We start from the raw sequence: 18,290 nt of genomic DNA, 5'->3' as shown, positions 1-18,290 counted from the left end.
GAAAATCCGCCCGGACCTGAACACTATGGCCGCCAGGGAACCGAAGTAAACGGCTTCCGCCGCTTGGGGGGAAGCCGCCGGCCAGCCGGGGTAGCAGGCGGACGGCGGAGGCCGGAATAAGGGGGCGGCGCCGGAAATGCAGGGGGCGTGCAACCCTTGCGGCGGCCCGGCCTGGGCAGGTCTGCCGGTGCTGCAGGGGCTACCTAAACCGGCGGGGAGGGCCGCAGCAATACGCAACATTCTTCCATGGAACATCCAGACAACTCCCAGAGACTGGGAGCATGATGGGAGCATGAACAAGAACGGCCCCGAAGCGAAGCTCCTCGTTGTTGATGACGAACCCAACATCCGCGAACTGCTTTCCACCTCCCTGCGGTTCGCCGGCTTCGAAGTGGTGTCCGCCGCCAACGGCCGGGACGCACTGGCCGCTGCGGATACGCATGCTCCGGACCTTGCCGTCCTGGACGTCATGCTCCCGGACATGGACGGCTTCACCGTGACCCGCAGACTGCGCGCTTCCGGGAAGCATTTCCCGGTGCTCTTCCTGACGGCCAAGGACGATACCGAGGACAAGGTCACCGGCCTGACGGTCGGCGGGGACGATTACGTCACCAAACCCTTCAGCCTTGACGAGGTAGTGGCCCGCATCCGCGCGGTCCTCCGCCGCACCCAGCCGCTCCTGGACGACGACGCCGTCATCCGGGTGGGCGATCTGGAGCTCGACGACGACGCCCACGAGGTGCGCCGGGGCGGGACGGTCATTGAGCTCTCCCCCACCGAGTTCAAGCTGCTCCGCTACCTGATGCTCAACCCCAACAGGGTCCTGTCCAAGTCCCAGATCCTCGATCACGTCTGGGAGTACGACTTCAACGGTGATGCCTCGATCGTGGAATCCTACATTTCCTACCTGCGCCGCAAAGTGGACATCGACCCCGAGGCCCCGGCCCTGATCCAGACCAAGCGCGGCGTCGGTTACGTGCTCCGGACGGCAGAAAAGCGCTGACCTTGCTGGAACGGTGGAAGTCCTCGTCCTTGAGGACACAGCTGGTGGCCATGATCATGGCACTGTTGATTGTCGCCCTGACAGTGACCGGGGCGGGAACACTGACGCTGCTGCACAGCTACCTCCAGGGGCAGGTGGACGACAAGCTCAACGCCGCCGTGGTGCTGGCTGTCAAGCAACAGTCGTTCTCCCAGCTCCAAGCCACCAGCCCCGAGGTTCCCACCGATTACTCCCTGCTCCTGTTCAGCCCGGGCCAGCAGGCCCTAAGGCTGGGCGGCGATCCGGACAATCATCCCGCTGTCAGTTCCATCACCCCTGAACAGGCCCAGGCCCGCGGCCGCGTACCTTTCCAGGTGGGCGGAACTGACGGCGAGAACTGGCGGGTCGTCGCGGTGGACGTCCAGGCCAACGGCCAGCCCGCCGTCGTACTGATCGGCCTGCCGCTGGAGGGCGTGGACGACGTCCTCAAGCATGCCACGCTGGTGGTCACCGGCGTCGGCCTGCTCACCCTGCTCCTGGCCTCACTGATTGCCAGCTGGACCGTGTCCCGGGCATTCCGCCCCCTGGCGCGGGTGGAGAAGACCGCCGCCGCCATTGCCGCAGGCGACCTCTCACGCCGCGTCGACGTGGAGAACCCGGCCACAGAGCTGGGCAGGCTGAGCAGCTCGCTTAACGCCATGCTCGCCCACATCGAAACCGCCTTTGCCGCCCGCACGGCGTCGGAGGCCCGGATGCGCCGGTTCGCCGCGGATGCTTCCCATGAGCTGCGCACACCGCTGGTCACCATCCGCGGGTTCTCCGAGCTGTACCGCCACGGAGCGCTCACCACGGATGAGGATGTTGCCACCGCGATGGGCAGGATCGAGAGCGAAGCCAAGCGGATGGGCTCCATGGTGGAGGACCTCCTCCTGCTGGCGCGGCTGGACGAACAGCGTCCCCTGCAGCAGAAGCCCGTGGACCTGCAACTGATCGCCCATGATGCCGTGGTGGATACCCAGGCAAGCGACCGCTCCCGGACCATCACCCTGACGGGGCTGGACGGACGCCAGGCGTCACCGGCCCCGGTACTCGGCGACGAAGCCAAGCTGCGCCAGGTGGTGGGCAACCTCGTGGGCAACGCCCTGCGCTACACCCCGGAGGGCAGCCCGATTGAGCTTGCCGTCGGCGTGCGCACCCTGGACGGGCTTGAACGTTCGGTGCTGGAGGTGCGGGACCATGGCCCGGGCATCTCCGAGGAGGACGCTTCCAAGGTTTTTGAGCGCTTCTACCGTGCCGACACTTCCCGCACCCGCGACACCGGGGGCAGCGGGCTGGGCCTTGCCATCGTTGCTGCCATCGTCGGCTCGCACGGCGGCTCGGTCCGTGTCCAGGAGACCGACGGCGGCGGCGCCACCATGGTGGTCAGCCTTCCGCACCGCAGCGAGGCACCGGCAGCGGCCCCCGCCGAGGAGGCCGACGGCAGGGTTATCCACATATAACCTGTGCCCGTGGTCCGCCCCGCCGGGCCGTCCCTAGGCTCGTGTCAGAGGTCCGGAAAGGCCGGGCCGGGGCGGCAGGGCTGCCCGCTGAGAGCGAAAGGCACGGCCATGAGCATCATTTCCGTTGACACCGAACTCCTTCAACTGAAGTCCGCCAACGTCCAGGCCACCGTGGACCGGATCAGCACCGACGTGCAGGCCATGAAGCGGGGACTGGATGAACTGCAGGGCTCCTGGCGCGGCGCAGCAGCCACGAACTTCCAGGCGCTGATCACCGAATGGACCATCACCCAAGGCAGGGTGGAGGCCTCCCTCGCTTCCATCAATGCCGCCCTTGCATCCGCGGCGGCAACCTACGCCCAAGCGGAGCAGGGCAACACCCAGCGCTTCAGCTGAGCGGCTGTGCCGCGCGGCTTATGCCTCTGGCGTGCCCTGGTGGAACCGCAGCCGCCAGCGGCCACCGTCAAGCACCCAGAGTGAACTGCGGAGGGTCGTGCCGGCGCGGGCAAAGCTGCGGTACGTCAGCAGGACTGCGCTGGTGCCTATGCGGTCCGCGCCGAGGATCTCGATGTCTGTCCGCTCCCCCGGGTCCTCCTCCAGCGCCATCATCATGGCATCCCGGGTCCAGACCCGGCCCGAGCTGCCAATCTCCATGAAGTCGGGGTGCAGCAGGACGGCGGTGCGCCCGATGTCCCCGCGGACCAGCGGGCCAAGCAGTTCCCGCTCCAACTCCTCAACCTGGGCCTCTGCCGGGGCATCAGCCGAGCCCGCTTCACCTGCGAAGGCTTCACTTTCCAGCTCACTGAAAAGGTCCGGTTCACTGAAGGGATCCGGCTGGCTGAAGAGGTCCGGTTCCGCCACGGCGTTCCGGGACGGGGCCACCGGCTGTTGCCGGGCGGGGCTGGCGCTGGTGTGTGATTCGCCGGCCGCGAGCGGCCCAGGGCCGGCCTCCGGGCGGGCGGCGGCCGCCGGCCGTGCAGACTCCGGGCGGGCCGGCTGGAACCCCGGGCCCGAACGGGCGGCCACGCCCTGCTGGTAAGCGGTTGCTGCAGCCCGGGCGCGCTCGTCGGCAGCTTCGTTCAGGTCGTGGCCGGCGTGGCCTTTGACCCATTCGAAGGTGTATTTGCGTCCGGAGAGTTCCCGGTCCAGTTCCTTCAGCAGCTCAACGTTGAGCACAGGCTTGCCATCGGCTTTGCGCCAGCCCTTGCGCTTCCAGCCCGGCATCCACTTGGTGATGGAGTTGATGACGTACTGGCTGTCACACAGGATCCGCAGGTCCTCCTGCGGTACATGCGCAGTGGCACGGAGCAGGTCAAGGACCGCCATCAATTCGCCCTGGTTGTTGGTTCCATGCGGCCAGCCGCCGGCCCGCCAGCAATCGTCATTCACATACCAGGCCCATCCGGCCGGGCCGGGGTTTCCCAAGGCCGAACCGTCAGCCGCTGCAGTAATCGTCACCAATCCATCCTGCCAGACAGGACCGGCAATACCGGTGCCACCCCTGCGCAGCCTTCCATGGAAAGCGTTTACCGAAAAGCCTTGACTGCCAGCACCCGGCAGGGACAGAATCACTTATACACAATGAGAAAACGCTTTCTCATACGGGTGGCCGGCAGCAAGGATGCCTCCGGAACCCGTGGACAGCGCATCCGATATTTCGTGGAAGGCACATCAATGACGATTCCAACCGTAAGCCGGCGGCGGTTCCAGCTGGGTGCCGCAGCCCTGGCCATCTCCCTGCTGGCGACGGGCTGCGGCGCATCCGGCGGCTCCGGCAGCGACGGCGAGGTGACGCTGCGCTTCGCCTGGTGGGGAAACGAGTACCTCAACGCCCAGACCGAAAAGGTCATCGACGCCTTCGAGGCCTCCCATCCCAACATCAAGATCGAGTCAGAACCCGGCGAGTGGGGCGGCTACTGGGACAAACTGGCCACCAAGACCGCGGCCAACGATGCTCCGGACATCATCCAGATGGACCAGAAGTACATTGCCGAGTACGGCGGCCGCGGAGCCCTCCTGGACCTGTCCAAGCAGGACGGCATCGACACCTCCAAGCTGGATAAGGAAGCCCTCGCCTCGGGCCAGTACGACGGCGCGCAGTATGGCCTGAGCACCGGCCAGAACGCATATGTGATCATGGCCAACACCAAGGTCTTCGAGGCCGCAAACGTGCCGTTGCCCGATGACACGAAGTGGACGTGGGACGACTTCAAGGACATCGCTGCGAAAATCAGTGCATCCGGCGACGGCAAGACGTATGGTGCGGCCTACGGCTCCAACGAGGCTGACCTCATCATCTGGCTCCGGCAGCACGGGCAGAACCTGTACTCGGACGACGGAAAACTGGACTTCGACACCGCAACCGCCGCGTCCTTCTGGGAGCGGCTGAGGGAACAGCGGGACTCCAAGGCCAGCCCTCCGGCCACCATAGCCACCGAAGACGCGGGCGCCGGCCTGGAGGAAAGCCTGTTCGGCACCAACCGGGTGGGCATGGCCTGGTGGTGGACCAACCAGCTGGGCTCCCTGGAATCCACCACGGGCAGCCCCATCAAGATGCTCCGCGCCCCGAGCGGGGACGGTACCGCGGCAGGTAACGGCATGTACTACAAGCCCACGATGTTCTGGTCGGCTTCGTCGCGGTCCAAGCACGCCAAGGAAGCCGCCACCTTCATCGACTACCTCACCAACAGCCCGGAGGCGGGAGCCATCCTGATGACGGACCGTGGCGTCCCCACCAACTCCGCGATCGTCGAAAGCATCACGCCCAGCCTCAAGCCGGCCGACACCACCGTGGTGTCGTTCCTGAAGGAGATCGCCCCGGACATCAAGGACGCTCCGCCGGTTCCACCCGTCGGTGCCGGCAGCGTACAGAACGTCATCAAGCGCTACACCGATGAAGTCCTGTATGACCGCCTGACGCCGCAGGCCGCGGCGGAGGCTTTCAAGCAGGAAGTCGAAGGGATGCTCGCCAGCGCCAGGAAGTAGCCCGGCGGTACCCGGCATTACCCGGCAGACCAAAAAGCGGCCCCCTCCCAGGAGGGGGCCGCTTTCTGGTGGTGCTACTGGCGGGACAGGTCCCGGCCGGGAGGCTTAGAAGCCGCCCATGCCGCCCATCTCGTCGCCGCCGCCAACCGGAGCAGCGTTCTTCTCGGGCTTGTCGGCAACAACAGCCTCGGTGGTGAGGAACAGGCCGGCAATGGAAGCTGCGTTCTGCAGGGCGGAGCGGGTCACCTTGACGGGGTCGTTGACGCCGGCGGCCAGCAGGTCGGTGTATTCACCGGTGGCTGCGTTCAGGCCGTGGCCCGCGGGCAGGCCGCGGACTTTGTCCACCACAACGCCGGGCTCGAGGCCTGCGTTGAAGGCGATCTGCTTCAGCGGAGCGTCGATGGCAACGCGGACGATGTTGGCGCCGGTTGCCTCGTCGCCGGACAGCTGCAGGTTGGCGAAAGCCTTGGCGCCGGCCTGGATGAGGGCCACGCCGCCACCGGCGACGATGCCTTCTTCGACGGCAGCCTTGGCGTTGCGCACTGCGTCTTCGATGCGGTGCTTGCGCTCCTTGAGCTCAACCTCCGTGGCGGCACCGGCCTTGATGACTGCAACGCCGCCGGCCAGCTTGGCCAGGCGCTCCTGCAGCTTCTCGCGGTCGTAGTCGGAGTCGGAGTTCTCGATCTCGGCGCGGATCTGGGCCACGCGGCCGGCGATCTGGTCGGCGTCGCCTGCACCCTCGACGATGGTGGTCTCGTCCTTGGTCACGACAACCTTGCGTGCCTTGCCCAGGAGTTCCAGGCCGGCGTTTTCCAGCTTCAGGCCGACTTCCTCGGAGATGACCTGGCCGCCGGTGAGGACGGCGATGTCAGCGAGCTGGGCCTTGCGGCGGTCGCCGAAGCCCGGAGCCTTGACGGCAACGGACTTGAAGGTACCGCGGATCTTGTTGACGATCAGGGTGGCCAGGGCCTCGCCCTCGATGTCCTCGGCAATGATCAGCAGCGGCTTGTTGGACTGCATGACCTTTTCCAGGACAGCAACCAGTTCCTTGACGTTGGAGATCTTGGAGTTGACGATCAGGATGTACGGATCCTCGAGGACCGTTTCCTGGCGCTCTGCGTCGGTGACGAAGTAGGCGGAGATGTAGCCCTTGTCGAAGCGCATGCCCTCGGTGAGCTCGAGCTCCAGGCCGAAGGTGTTGGACTCCTCGACAGTGATGACGCCTTCCTTGCCCACCTTGTCCAGGGCCTCGGCGATCAGCGCGCCGATTTCGTCATCGCCGGCGGAGATCGATGCCGTGGCGGCGATCTCTTCCTTGGTTTCGATTTCCTTGGCGGTGTTCAGCAGTTCGGCGGTGACGGCGTCAACGGCCTTCTCGATGCCGCGCTTGAGGGACAGCGGGTCGGCGCCGGCAGCAACGTTGCGCAGGCCTTCCTTGACCAGGGCCTGGGCCAGCACGGTTGCCGTGGTGGTGCCGTCGCCTGCGACGTCGTCCGTCTTCTTGGCAACTTCCTTGACCAGCTCGGCGCCGATCTTCTCGTAGGGATCGTCCAGCTCGATCTCCTTGGCGATGGAAACACCATCGTTGGTGATCGTGGGGGCGCCCCACTTCTTTTCGAGGACGACGTTGCGTCCACGCGGGCCGAGGGTGACCTTAACGGCGTCGGCGAGGGTGTTCAGGCCCCGCTCAAGGCCGCGGCGTGCCTCTTCATCAAATGCAATGATCTTGGCCATAACGGCAGTAGTCCTTTCGGGACAGTCGTTAAGAATGAACCTCAGCTGCAGTGCCCGCGACGGACGGTCCTTCGCCGGCGGCCTCTGTATGCCCCCGGGTGGGAACCTCACTCCAGTAAGGTGTTTCTTCGCTCCTCGGCCGGTGCCTTGCGCCGCCGGCCGGAACCGGGCGCCGCTTTAGCAGTCGGTGCGTCAGAGTGCTAAGTCAATAATTAGCACTCCCCCGGTGAGAGTGCAAGCGACCGGGGCGCCCTTCCGCGGGTTTGCGGGCTGCGCTTCGCCGAGGGCGATCAGCTGCCGCCGCGGCCCGCCGTCTCGCGTCCGGTAGCGGCGGGAATGTTGTCGCTGCCGTAGGTGAACACCGTGAATGTTGCCGTGGTGATGTCCCCCTTGCTGTCGAAGGCAACCGGGCCGGACTCGCCGTCGTAATTGACCTCCCCGCCCGAGGCCAGCCCGGGAACGCAGGCCTTGTAGGAGAGGCAGGGCGCCGGGGCGCCGCCGGAAGAGTTGTCCGCGCCGGTTCCGCCGGACACGGCCACCAGGTTGGCGGCGATGGAACGGCCCGCGTCGTCCTGCGCCCGCGCCGCGGCCAAGGCCGCGAGGGTCACTGCGTCGTAGGTTTCGGCTGCGAAGGAAACGTCCCTGAGGTCCGGGTCCACCTCAAGCAGCCGGGCCTGGAAGCCGGCTGAGGGCAGGTGCCCGGGCACCACCGCCTTGGCCCCGTCCAAGGCCTTTGCACCGAGTTTCGAACCGTACCGGGCGAAGGCGCCGTCACTGAGCAGCAGCCGCGCCCCGGAAAGCCCTGCATTGTTCAGCTCGGCCAAGGCCCCCTGCGCACCTTCGCGGGCAATCACGACGACGGCATCCGGCGCCGCGCCTGCGGCTGTCCGGGCGGCGGTTCCGGCCTCACCGGGCGTGAACCCGGTGTTGTCCAGCACGCGCAGGCCGATCTGGCGGGCTGAGTCGGCGACGGCGGCTGAAACGTCCTTCCCGTACGAGCCCTCCTCATGGAGGACCGACAGGGTGGCTGCGCCGCCATCCTTGGCGAGCTTGGCGAGGACCGGTCCCTGGGCCACGTCCGCGGCAGCGGTGCGGAAGTAGTAGCCGCCGGACTCGGCGCTGCTGAGCGCGGACGCGGTGTTGGCCGGGGAGATGAGCGGGGTCCTGGCCCTGGACAGGACGTCGATGGCCTCGGTGGCATGGCTCGAGTCGGTGGGACCGATGACCACGTCGGCTTTGTCGGAGACCAGGGAGTGGGCCTGCATGGCGGTGTCCTGGTCCGCCTGGACGGGCAGGAGCTCCACCGGCCGGCCCTTGTGGCCGCCGGATGCGTTGATCTCCCTGACCGCAAGCTCGGCCGCAGCACGCTGGGAATCGTTGAGGAAGCTGCTGTCGCCGGTGTTGTCCAGGATCAGCCCGACCCGGAGGATGCCGTCGCCGGAGGCCTCAACTGTTTCCACCCGGGCGTTGCCGGTGACGCCGGAACAGGCGGACACGGAGAGGACCAGGGCAGCGGCGAGGAACGCGGCGGACACGGGACGGCGTCGGGCCGCGGGGCGGCGGGGGTGCATCACTCGGCGGGCCGGACGCTTTCGGCCTGCGGGCCCTTGTCGCCTTCACCGACTTCAAGCTGTACCCGCTGGCCCTCGTTGAGGGCACGGTAGCCTTCGCCCTGGATGGCGGACCAGTGGACGAAGATATCGTCCCCGGACCCGTCCACGGTGATGAAGCCGTAGCCCTTTTCGGCGTTGAACCACTTGACGGTTCCCAGTGCCATGATGACCAACTCTTTCCGTTGAGACCCGGGTGGCCCGCGCCGCGGTGCGCTGCGAAGGCCCGGTACAGAAGCCTTGATGCCACTCTAGTCAACGCCGGCCCAGGCCTGCGGACGGCGGACAGGGGCGGCGGCAAACGTTACTCAGGCGTGACCGCCTGCCGGGGATTACCGGTAGCCAGGTCCCAGGACCACGACCAGGGGCGCCTGAAATTCGGTGCTAGCCACCACCGACGGCACGCCGAGCAGGTTGGCCAGGGCACGGGCGTTGGCCAGCTGGTCCGCGCCGGAGTAGAACACCGTGGAGCCCTGCTGGGGCGCACCGGCCCAGTTCCCCACCTGCCCCAGGGTCCAGCCGTCCGCCTGGACGGTGCCGCCAACGCGCCCGGCCAGTCCGGAGGTTCCAGCGGCGTTGTACACGGCTACGGGCTGGGTCTTGTCCAGCACCGCGCCGGGGGCCGTCGTCGTGTTGGGCACCGGTTCGGGTTCCGTGGTGGGTTCGTTACCGGCAGCTTCGGTGGGACCGGCCGTAGCCGACGGGCCCGGCGTGGGCCCGGCAACGGCGGACGGGGAAGTACCCGTTTCAGCCAACGGCGCTTCGGAGACGACGGCGGAGGCCTGGCTGTCCGCCCCGCCCAGGCCGAGCTTGGGGAGGATCAGGAAGGACACCAGGCCAATGGCCAGCGCGGCCACACCCACGGCAAGGATGGGCCACAGCCGTCCCCGCGACTGCGGCGTGGACGCCGTACGGTGGACACCTTGTCGCGACGCGGTCTCCGGGACCTTGTCGAATTCATCGCGGGCGTATTTGGTCATGGCGGGGTGGATCCTTGCTGGTTGCTGCGGGGAGGCGGGGGCGCGCTAGGCGTCGGAGCCCAGGCGCCGCGCGGTGCGTGCACGGTGGCGCGACGTACGTAGTCTACGCAACCGCTTCACCAGCATGGGATCATGGGCCAGCGCATCCTCCCTGTCGATCAGGGCGTTCAGCAGCTGGTAATAGTGCGTGGCGGAGAGGTCGAACAGTTCCCTGACTGCCTGTTCCTTGGCGCCGGCGTACTTCCACCACTGCCGTTCCAGGGCGAGCATCTGCTGTTCGCGCTCCGTGAGGGAAGAATCCCTGGGGGTGAAATCCGCGAGGAGGGAAGCAGCCGCTGCACCCGCTGTGCCCTCTTCCGGAAGGTAACCGGTCAGATGTTCCCGGGCCGGTTCAGCCACGGCATACTCCTTCGCTGGTTACGGAAAATGTCACCCCTCCATGCTACGGACGAATAACATCCTTGTCATTTGGCCGCTGCACGGTTCGTCGGGGCTTCCGGCCGCGGGCCGGCGCAGGGCGCTTGCTGCGAGAATGGGCCGGTGGCTGAATCAGATGCGTTGTTCGAGCTGGAGCAGGAACCGTCGGACGGAGGTTTCGCCGGCCTTGCGGACAGGCCGCTGGAAGAGCTCATGGCGCCGGACTGGGCGGTGGCCCTGGCGGACGCCGAGGGAGGTCTCCGGCAGGCGCTCAGGTTCCTGGCAGCGGAGGAGGCCGCCGGGCACCGGGTCCTGCCGTCGCCGTCGAACGTGCTCAGGGCCTTCCGGCAACCGCTGCGGGACGTCAGGGTCCTCATCATTGGCCAGGACCCCTACCCCACCCCCGGCCATCCCATAGGCCTGTCCTTCGCCGTGGACGGGCACGTCCGGCCCATACCCCGGAGCCTGGCGAACATCTATCGGGAGATGGAATCTGATCTGGGCCTGCCGCCGCGGGTGCACGGGGACCTCTCCGCGTGGGCCGGGCAGGGCGTGCTGTTGCTGAACCGGGTCCTGAGCGTCCGTGCCGGGGCAGCCGGATCCCACCGGGGCAAGGGCTGGGAGAAGATTACGACGGCGGCAGTCACCGCGCTGGCGTCACGCACCTCCGCGGACGGGTCGCCCCTGCCGCTGGTTGCCGTGCTGTGGGGCAAGGACGCGGAGTCGGTGCGCCCGCTGCTGGGGGGCCTTCCGGTTGTCTCCAGCGCCCATCCCAGCCCGTTGTCGGCGTCGCGGGGCTTTTTCGGCTCCCGGCCCTTCAGCCAGGTGAACCGTTTGCTGCGGGACCAGGGGTCCGGGGACGTAACCTGGGAGCTTCCCCCAACACCGCTCGCTTAGGCTTGCCTTATGAGCTCTGTTCCCGCCGCTGCCGCCCCCAGGAAAAACCGTCCCCAAGTTTCCCTCACGGTCTTGAGGAAAGAGCAGCTCTCCCCCCACATGGTGCGGATCGTGGCCGGCGGCGAGGGGTTCGGCGACTTCGTCGACAACGGCTTCACCGACAGCTACGTCAAGATCATTTTCCCGCAGCCCGGCGTCACCTACCCCGAACCCTTTGACCTGGCCACGGCCCGCGAGGCGCTGCCCCGGGAGCAGTGGCCCACCACCCGCACCTACACCGTGCGGTGGGTGGATGAAGCTGCCCGGGAGCTTGCCATCGACTTCGTAGTGCATGGCGACGAGGGGCTCGCCGGCCCGTGGGCGGCCGGGGCCCGTCCCGGTGAAACACTGACCTTCACCGGGCCCGGCGGCGCCTACCGCCCCAGCCCGGACGCCGACTGGTACCTGCTCGCCGGTGATGAAGCCGCGCTGCCGGCCATCGCGGCAGCCCTGGAGGCGATGCCTGCCGACGCGGCGGGGCTTGCCTTCCTGGAAGTGGACTCGGATGCCGATGTCCAGCCCCTCTCCGCCCCGGAAGGGGTGCAGGTGAGCTGGCTGACCCGCAACGGGGAACCGGCCGGTTCCAGCCGCCTGCTGGTGGACGCGGTGGCGGGCGCCCATTGGCCTGCCGGCAGGGTGGACGTCTTTGCCCACGGGGAACGCGGCTACATGAAGGCGTTGCGGGAGGTCTTCTTCACCCAGCGCGGCCTTGACCGCAGCCAGGTGTCGCTGTCCGGATACTGGGCGCAGGGCCGTGTGGAGGACGTTTTCCAGGCCGAGAAGAAGCTTCCGGTAGGCAAGGTCTGACGGCACCCGCCGCGGCATCCCCCGGCGGCCCGCGCCGATCCATCCCGGGTTCGCGGGCCTGCTAGCGGCGCCGGGCGCGGCGCCGCTCGTTGCTGGCCAGGCTCCTGGTGAAGGGCCGGGCCAGGGTGTCGCCCAGGACGATGCCGCCGGCAGTGCCCAGCACAATGGCACCCGCGCTGAGCATTCCCCCGGCACCGAGCAGGATTTCCGACTCCTCAATGGTCAGGGCATACATGGACCGGAAGATGGTGAGGCCGGGAAGCAGGATGAGGGCCGCCGGAACCGCCACCACCAGCTGCGGGGCGCCCATCCGCAGGGCCACCACGCGGGCCAGCAGGCCGATCACCACTGCGGCCAGTGCCGGCGCGAACCGGTCACCGATACCCAGGAGGCCCCCGCCCAGCAGTACCAGGTAGCCCAAGACGCCAACCGCGGCAGTGGGCAGCAGGAGCTGCCAGCTGGTCTGCTCGGTGATGCCGATGGCCATCACGGCGATGGCGACGAAGAGGATGAGGACCCAGAGGTCGTAGGCGGGCGGGAAGGTTTCGGTGACGTCGATCCGCTGCAGGCCGAGCAGCTCACCCACCACGAAGGCCACGGCGATGCCCGCCACGATGGCGCCGAACGTCAGCAGGGTGGAAAGGAACCGGCCGGCTGCCGTTACAGGGAACCCGTTGATGGCGTCCTGCACGGAAGAAACCAGGCGTCCCGTGGGGAGCAGCAGCAGGATGCCGCCCACCACCACGATGGCCGGTGAGGTGGTGAGGCCAAATTGCCAGAGCAGCAGGGCCAGCTGGGTGACCACGAACGAGCAGCTGGCGGTCACGAAGAAGTCGGGGACCCGCCACCGGCCCATCTGCCGGGCCAGCAGGCTGATGCCGATGTTGGCCGCGAACGCGATGGCTGAGGACACGGGACCGCCGCCCAGGACACCGACGAACACGGCCGCGAAGACGCCGAAGGCCACGGTGACCATCCAGCGCGGGAAAGGCTTGGGGCTGGTGATGGCCTCGTTGAGCCGCCGGATGGCCTCGTCACGGCCCACTCCCCCGGCCACGATGTCGGTCACCAGCTGGTGGACCTTGGCCAGGCCGGCATAGTTGTTGGTCCAGGACCGGACCACCCGCAGCAGCGCGATGGGAGGCTGGTCCTTGGGGGCGTAGTTGATGCCGACGGACTGGTTGGTGATGTCCACTTCGACGTTTTTCAGCCCCAGTGCCGCGGTGACGGCGATGATGCTGGTTTCGACTTCGAGGGCGCCGGCGCCGTAGCGGAACATGGTTTCGGCGAGGTGGAGCACGAAGTCAAGGGTCTTGCGGGCGGAAGCGTCCACGCCGCCCACCTGGATGGTGGGGTTGGCGTAGGGGCTGCCCGTCAGCCGGTCCACGATGCTCATCGGGGCGGTGGGCGGGTTTTCGCCCTGCACCAGGCGCCGCAGCATTTTCTTGGCCGCGGCGTTCTGGCGGACCTGCGCGGCCGTGAGCGGTTCCGTTTTGGGGAGGGCGTCAGTGCGCGGCAGCGGGGTGGCCGGCCCCGTGGGGGGCCGGTCCGCGGCTCCGGATGGGTGAATTTTTGGGTGATCGCGCCGATCGGCCATGATCTGCTCCTCCCTGCTGCGCCGGGGTGTTCTTTGCTGGTTCTGGGTCGCCGGTCAGGCCCGCTTCAGCGGGAGCCTGCCCAGCACGGTGCGTGCTGCTGCAGCCGCTGATCTGGCCAGCCTGTTGGCGTGGAACACGGCGGGCCGGACGGGCATGGCGAAGCTGCCCACCAGCTGGACCACGTCGCCGCCGAACCCCTTCTTGAATTCGTAGCCGCCGTGGCCTTCCTCGTCCTGCCCGGAGATGCCGAAGGTGCCGTAGAAGTTGTACCTGGGATACCCCTTCTCGAGTGCGTGCAGCATCATGCCCCAGTACAGCGAGGTGGCGCCGTTGAAGTAGATGTAGTCCTGCACGGTGCCGCCGATGACGCACACCACTTCGTCGCCGTAGCAGACAAAGTGGATGGCGGCGACGGTGGCTACACCCACGGAGTCGGGGAACCGCTCAATGTCCTTGAGGCTCCGCTCGTAGCTGTCCACGAGGTCCTGGACCACTTTGAGCCTGTTGGCCTTCTTCTTGCTGCCCGTTTCCTCCACGTCGCGGCGGAGGTCTGCTGCGGTAGCCGATTCGGTGGCCAGGCGGTCAGTGATGGATTTGCGGTAGGCCGGGATGTCGATCTTGGCCATCATCAGTTTGGTGAATTCGGGAGACGTGGTGCGCAGCAGCTGCTCGTAGTAGTCCCGTTCCCGGTAGACGAAGCCCTTCTCGTCGCCGGCTTTGCTGAGTGCACCGTAGAAGTCGTCAAGGGTGTCCAGCGTGGCCTGTTCCAGGAAGACGCCGTTCTTTTCAGCCTTCCGGATGGCTTTGCGGGTGCGGTAGCTGGTGCCCATGATCAGTTCCTCGGCATCCGCGATGCCCTCGAGGTTCTTGATGAACATCCAGTTGACGTTGACGAAGTCCATGTCCAGGCCCTGGTGCCGGAATCCCAAGCCGTCCAGCCGGGCAACCAGTGGACGGTTGTCCAGGATCTCGGGATGCTCCGCCCCGTCCTCGTCCCTGGCGATGTATTTCAGGTTCGGCGAGATGCGCAGCTCAGCGGCCTTGCGCGCGGCGGCCCGTTGGCGCAGCAGGACGACGACGTCACGGACCAGGGCGGGGTCGCTGTAGTCCATCAGTGGTCCCTTGGCGCATTCGCACACGGTGTAGCCAAGGCGGGTGGTGGTGAAGTTCAGTTTCCCGGCCGCCACGAGCTCGCCGCCGCGGCGGACTCCGAACAGTTCCACCTCCTGCCCCCGGGCGCGCTGGAAGCGGGCGAAGTCGGCTGACTGCAGGAAGCTGTTCTGCGGGTGCTTTACCGCGAAGTCGGCGAACTGGTCCTCGGAAAGGACTGTGTATTCAAGGGCGGCGGCGGTGGAAACCTGGTTCAAGGGATTACCTTCTTTGGAGCTTGTCGCAACCTGGCGGGCAGGCGCTGGGGCGGGAGCGTCGTCGTCGGGAGTGTTGCCCGGGGTGGCCGGGCAACGGTGGCCGGCGCTGCTGTCAGTAGAACTGCTGGCCGGTGCGTGCGGTGTCGATCCGGCGGAACACCCGCTCACCGCCCTTGACCCAGAGCCTGTGCCGCAGCGGGGCCAGGACGTAGTCGTGGCATCCCACGAAGTCGGTGACGGTCTTGGTGAAGCTGGTCTTGAACATCCCCATGCCGTACAGGTTGTGGCTCTTGTCCTTGATCCGTGCCGCCGGCGGCGTGCCGCAGAAGTCGTACTCCGTGCAGCCCAGCTCCTGCATCCTGGTGATGGCAGTCCACTGCACCAGGTGCGAATCGCCGTATTGCTTGCGGTTCTGGGTGGATCCGCCGTCCTTGTAGGTGGCTTTGGCTCCGTAGTTGATCACGAAAGCGCCCACGCTGGGCTTGCCGTCCTCATAGGCGAAAAAGAAGTTGCCCTGGCCCCGGTTGCAAAACTCATCCCAGAACTGCGCGTAGTAGTCATAGCTGCGCAGCGGCATGGACCCCTTGGCTTTGACGGTGTCGGCCATGAGGTCGTAGAGGGCGCGGTAGGTTTCGGGTCCCTGTTCCTTGCGCACCACTTCGCAGCCTTCGCGTTCGGCCCGGCGGACAGCGTTGCGGGCACGGGAGGAGATGGCCTTGAGTACCTCCTCGCCGGTGCCGGAGATGTCCAGCACCGCCGTGGAGTCGTTGGACTGGATGTTGGGGGCCTTCACCAGTCCGGCGCCGGAGAGCGTGGCCCGGGCGTCCGCGGTGTCAACGATGTCGGGCTCGATCTTGATGGTGAACACGTTCAGCTTGTGTTCCAGGACCAGGGCGGCGCAGGCCTCCAGGGCCGGTTTGAGCTGGCCGGGGTCCGCCAGGTCGGGGCCCTTGATGAGGTACCAGAGCCGGCCGAGCAGGGGGAACTTCTTTTCCAGTACCAGGTTGTAGCTGGCAATACCGGGCCCCTCAAAAACCAGGAACCGGACCTTCCAGCCGCTGCCGTTCTTCACGGACGCATAGGCGGCGGACTGCAGCATGTTGCCGCCGTTCGGGTTCGCCGTAACGTGCTTGTCCCAGTTTTCAATTTCCTCGGCTGTGGCAAAACGCGCGGTGAATTCTCGCAAGGGGGCCGTGTCCAATCGGGGTTGATGCTCTGCGGTTCTCGGGGCTGCTGTACTCGTGGCTAGGTGCGGACATGCAACCTCAAGTCTAAAGCCTGCCGCGCCGCAGACCGTCCGCCAGGACAGCCCGCGGCGGTCTCCGCGCCCGGCCCGCACCGCCACGGAGTGGCGTCCTTGACTCGGGTACCCCGCTTCGGAAGGGTGGGAAGATGGAGCCGAATCCGGGACATCAGACCGTACAGGAAACCCCTCAGAGCAGGCCGTACCGGACGGGCGTGCAAGTGGCAGCCCTCGCGGGCTTCCTCGCCGCTTCCTTCCTGGTGGCCGCATTGGGCGGTACGGCATCGGCAAACAACGTCGACGGCTGGTACACCACCGCGGACAAAGCCCCTTGGACGCCGCCGAACTTTGTTTTCGGGCCGGTGTGGACCGTCCTGTACACGGCGATGGCGGTGGCCGCCTGGCTCGTGTGGCGCCGGCGGACAGACCGCACCCGTCCGGCCATGGTGGCCTACGCCGTCCAGCTGGTCCTGAACCTGGCCTGGACCCCGATGTTCTTCGGGCTCTACCCTGCGCTGGGCACGGCCGCCCTGTGGCTGTCGCTCGTCATCATCGTGGCGCTGATCGCAGCGGTGGTGGTCACGGTGCTGTACTTCGGCCCCGTCAGCCGGACGGCCGGGCTGCTGTTGCTGCCGTACGTTGCGTGGCTGGTGTACGCGACCACCTTGAATGCCTGGGCGGCGTTCAACAACTAACGCGCTCCGGCCGGCTGTTGGGGTTCAGCATTCGACGACGTTGACGGCGAGGCCGCCCATGGCGGTTTCTTTGTATTTGTCGCTCATGTCCTTGCCGGTTTCGCGCATGGTGATGATGACTTCGTCGAGGGAGACGCGGTGGGTTCCGTCGCCCCAGAGCGCCATTTTGGCGGCGTTGATCGCTTTCGCGGCGGCGATCGCGTTCCGTTCGATGCACGGGACCTGGACCAGCCCGCCGATCGGGTCGCAGGTCAGGCCCAGGTTGTGTTCCATCGCGATTTCGGCGGCGTTTTCCACCTGGGCGGGGGTGCCGCCCATGACCTCGGCCAGGCCCGCGGCGGCCATCGATGACGCCGACCCGACCTCGCCCTGGCAGCCGACCTCGGCCCCGGAGATCGAGGCCTGTTCCTTGTAAAGCACCCCGACGGCGCCGGCGGCGAGCAGGAACCGCACCACCACCGCGTCGCGGTCCTCCGCGGTGGCGGTGTCCATGCCCGGGGCGAAATGCAGGGCGTAGTACAGCACCGCCGGGATGATCCCGGCCGCCCCGTTCGTGGGCGCGGTGACCACCCGGCCGCCGGAGGCGTTCTCCTCGTTCACCGCCAACGCCACCAGGTTCACCCACTCCTGCCAGTACTTCGGGTCATGGAAATCCCACTCCATGAAGTCCAGGTCCTGGCTGTTGTCGCCGGGGCGGGCGCATTCCTTCTTCAACCGGTCGAACCAGTCCGGGGCGCGGCGGCGGACCTTCAACCCGCCCGGCAACACCCCGGTCCGCTTCAGGCTGGTGGCCACGCAGTTCTCCATCACGGACCAGATGTGCAGCAACCCGGCCCGGATCTGTTCCTCGTCCCGGGACGCCTTCTCATTGGCGGACATGATGTCCGCGATGCCCAGCCCGGTGTCCCGGCAGTGTTCCAGCAGCTCCGCGGCGGTCCGGAACGGGAACGGCAGGTCCTTCTTGGACGCCTCCAGTTCCTGCTGCGCGGCGTCCTCTTCACCCTCACGGACGATGAACCCGCCTCCAACGGAGAAGAACGTCGCCGCATGCAACACCTCACCCGCGTCGTCGGTGACGGTGAAGGTCATGCCGTTGGTGTGCCGGGGCAGCACCGTCAACGGCCGCAACACCATGTCCCCCACCCCGTACGGCAGCGCCACACCGCCGCCGGAACCCTCCACCGCGCCGGCCAGGTTCAGGGTCCCGGTGTCCGCGATCGCGGTGAGGCGTTCCTCCACCTCCTCGGGCAGGATCAACTCCGGATGGAACCCCTCCAACCCCAACAGCACCGCGGTCATCGTCCCGTGCCCATGCCCCGTCGCCGCCAACGACCCATACAAATCCACCCGCAACGACGCCACCCCGGCCAGGACGCCAAGGCTCTTGAGCTCCCCCGCAAACACAGCAGCAGCCCGCATCGGCCCCACCGTATGAGA

The 18,290-nt window shown here is 67.2% G+C and carries 17 protein-coding genes; 7 read left to right on the top strand and 10 right to left on the bottom strand.

The window, feature by feature from the left end:
• Positions 1-292 precede the first annotated feature (292 nt).
• From AS031_RS17345 to AS031_RS17335, 3 genes are all read left to right on the top strand, one after another.
• Positions 293-1,003 (top strand): response regulator transcription factor, encoded by a 711-nt coding sequence (locus AS031_RS17345; RefSeq protein ID WP_058269418.1) that lies wholly within the window; start codon positions 293-295, stop codon positions 1,001-1,003.
• A gap of 2 nt (positions 1,004-1,005) precedes the next feature.
• On the top strand, positions 1,006-2,481 hold the full coding sequence (locus AS031_RS17340; protein WP_058269417.1) for a sensor histidine kinase: 1,476 nt from the start codon (positions 1,006-1,008) through the stop codon (positions 2,479-2,481).
• A gap of 108 nt (positions 2,482-2,589) precedes the next feature.
• Positions 2,590-2,877 (top strand): WXG100 family type VII secretion target, encoded by a 288-nt coding sequence (locus AS031_RS17335; RefSeq protein ID WP_058269416.1) that lies wholly within the window; start codon positions 2,590-2,592, stop codon positions 2,875-2,877.
• Between the two features lie 18 nt (positions 2,878-2,895).
• Here the strand turns inward: AS031_RS17335 and AS031_RS17330 are convergent, their stop codons facing one another.
• A complete protein-coding gene (locus AS031_RS17330) occupies positions 2,896-3,939 on the bottom strand; it encodes a ribonuclease HI family protein (RefSeq protein ID WP_058269415.1) in 1,044 nt (347 codons plus the stop codon).
• Between the two features lie 216 nt (positions 3,940-4,155).
• Here AS031_RS17330 and AS031_RS17325 point away from each other — a divergent pair, with 216 nt between their 5' ends.
• On the top strand, positions 4,156-5,466 hold the full coding sequence (locus AS031_RS17325) for an ABC transporter substrate-binding protein (protein ID WP_058269414.1): 1,311 nt from the start codon (positions 4,156-4,158) through the stop codon (positions 5,464-5,466).
• 105 nt (positions 5,467-5,571) lie between these two features.
• On the opposite strand, the gene groL is transcribed toward AS031_RS17325, so the two are convergent.
• From groL to AS031_RS17300, 5 genes are all read right to left on the bottom strand, one after another.
• Entirely contained in the window at positions 5,572-7,200 is a 1,629-nt protein-coding gene (gene groL / locus AS031_RS17320; RefSeq protein WP_058269413.1) for a chaperonin GroEL, read from the bottom strand.
• Positions 7,201-7,490: 290 nt separating this feature from the next.
• Positions 7,491-8,771, bottom strand: coding sequence for an ABC transporter substrate-binding protein (locus tag AS031_RS17315; protein ID WP_058269412.1), 1,281 nt, complete (start codon positions 8,769-8,771; stop codon positions 7,491-7,493).
• The gene (locus tag AS031_RS17310; RefSeq protein ID WP_141688859.1) at positions 8,771-8,977 is read right to left on the bottom strand and encodes a cold-shock protein; all 207 of its coding nucleotides are present in this window, start codon (positions 8,975-8,977) and stop codon (positions 8,771-8,773) included. Before AS031_RS17310 ends, AS031_RS17315 begins: the two co-directional genes overlap by 1 nt.
• 165 nt (positions 8,978-9,142) lie before the next feature.
• Positions 9,143-9,790 (bottom strand): LytR C-terminal domain-containing protein, encoded by a 648-nt coding sequence (locus AS031_RS17305; RefSeq protein WP_058269410.1) that lies wholly within the window; start codon positions 9,788-9,790, stop codon positions 9,143-9,145.
• A gap of 45 nt (positions 9,791-9,835) precedes the next feature.
• Entirely contained in the window at positions 9,836-10,189 is a 354-nt protein-coding gene (locus AS031_RS17300) for a DUF3263 domain-containing protein (RefSeq protein ID WP_058269409.1), read from the bottom strand.
• A gap of 141 nt (positions 10,190-10,330) precedes the next feature.
• Between AS031_RS17300 and AS031_RS17295 the strand changes: the two genes are divergently transcribed.
• Together AS031_RS17295 and AS031_RS17290 are read left to right on the top strand one after the other, a co-directional pair.
• A complete protein-coding gene (locus tag AS031_RS17295) occupies positions 10,331-11,104 on the top strand; it encodes a uracil-DNA glycosylase (RefSeq protein ID WP_058269408.1) in 774 nt (257 codons plus the stop codon).
• 9 nt (positions 11,105-11,113) lie between these two features.
• The gene (locus AS031_RS17290) at positions 11,114-11,950 is read left to right on the top strand and encodes a siderophore-interacting protein (RefSeq protein WP_058269407.1); all 837 of its coding nucleotides are present in this window, start codon (positions 11,114-11,116) and stop codon (positions 11,948-11,950) included.
• Positions 11,951-12,011: 61 nt separating this feature from the next.
• Here the strand turns inward: AS031_RS17290 and AS031_RS17285 are convergent, their stop codons facing one another.
• From AS031_RS17285 to AS031_RS17275, 3 genes are all read right to left on the bottom strand, one after another.
• The gene (locus AS031_RS17285) at positions 12,012-13,547 is read right to left on the bottom strand and encodes a threonine/serine exporter family protein (RefSeq protein ID WP_058269406.1); all 1,536 of its coding nucleotides are present in this window, start codon (positions 13,545-13,547) and stop codon (positions 12,012-12,014) included.
• Positions 13,548-13,601: 54 nt separating this feature from the next.
• Positions 13,602-14,915, bottom strand: a complete 1,314-nt coding sequence (locus tag AS031_RS17280; protein ID WP_058269405.1) for a peptidoglycan bridge formation glycyltransferase FemA/FemB family protein — start codon at positions 14,913-14,915, stop codon at positions 13,602-13,604.
• 112 nt (positions 14,916-15,027) lie between these two features.
• Positions 15,028-16,101, bottom strand: a complete 1,074-nt coding sequence (locus tag AS031_RS17275) for a lipid II:glycine glycyltransferase FemX (RefSeq protein ID WP_058269404.1) — start codon at positions 16,099-16,101, stop codon at positions 15,028-15,030.
• A 206-nt stretch (positions 16,102-16,307) separates the two neighbouring features.
• On the opposite strand from AS031_RS17275, the gene AS031_RS17270 reads away from it, so the two are divergent.
• The gene (locus AS031_RS17270) at positions 16,308-16,853 is read left to right on the top strand and encodes a TspO/MBR family protein (protein WP_058269403.1); all 546 of its coding nucleotides are present in this window, start codon (positions 16,308-16,310) and stop codon (positions 16,851-16,853) included.
• Between the two features lie 24 nt (positions 16,854-16,877).
• On the opposite strand, the gene AS031_RS17265 is transcribed toward AS031_RS17270, so the two are convergent.
• The coding region (locus AS031_RS17265; protein WP_176716567.1) for an L-serine ammonia-lyase at positions 16,878-18,290 on the bottom strand (1,413 nt) is incomplete at its 5' end.

It is taken from the genome of Pseudarthrobacter enclensis (assembly GCF_001457025.1).
GTDB lineage: Bacteria > Actinomycetota > Actinomycetes > Actinomycetales > Micrococcaceae > Arthrobacter > Arthrobacter enclensis.
This window is presented reverse-complemented; position numbering and strand designations above follow the sequence as displayed.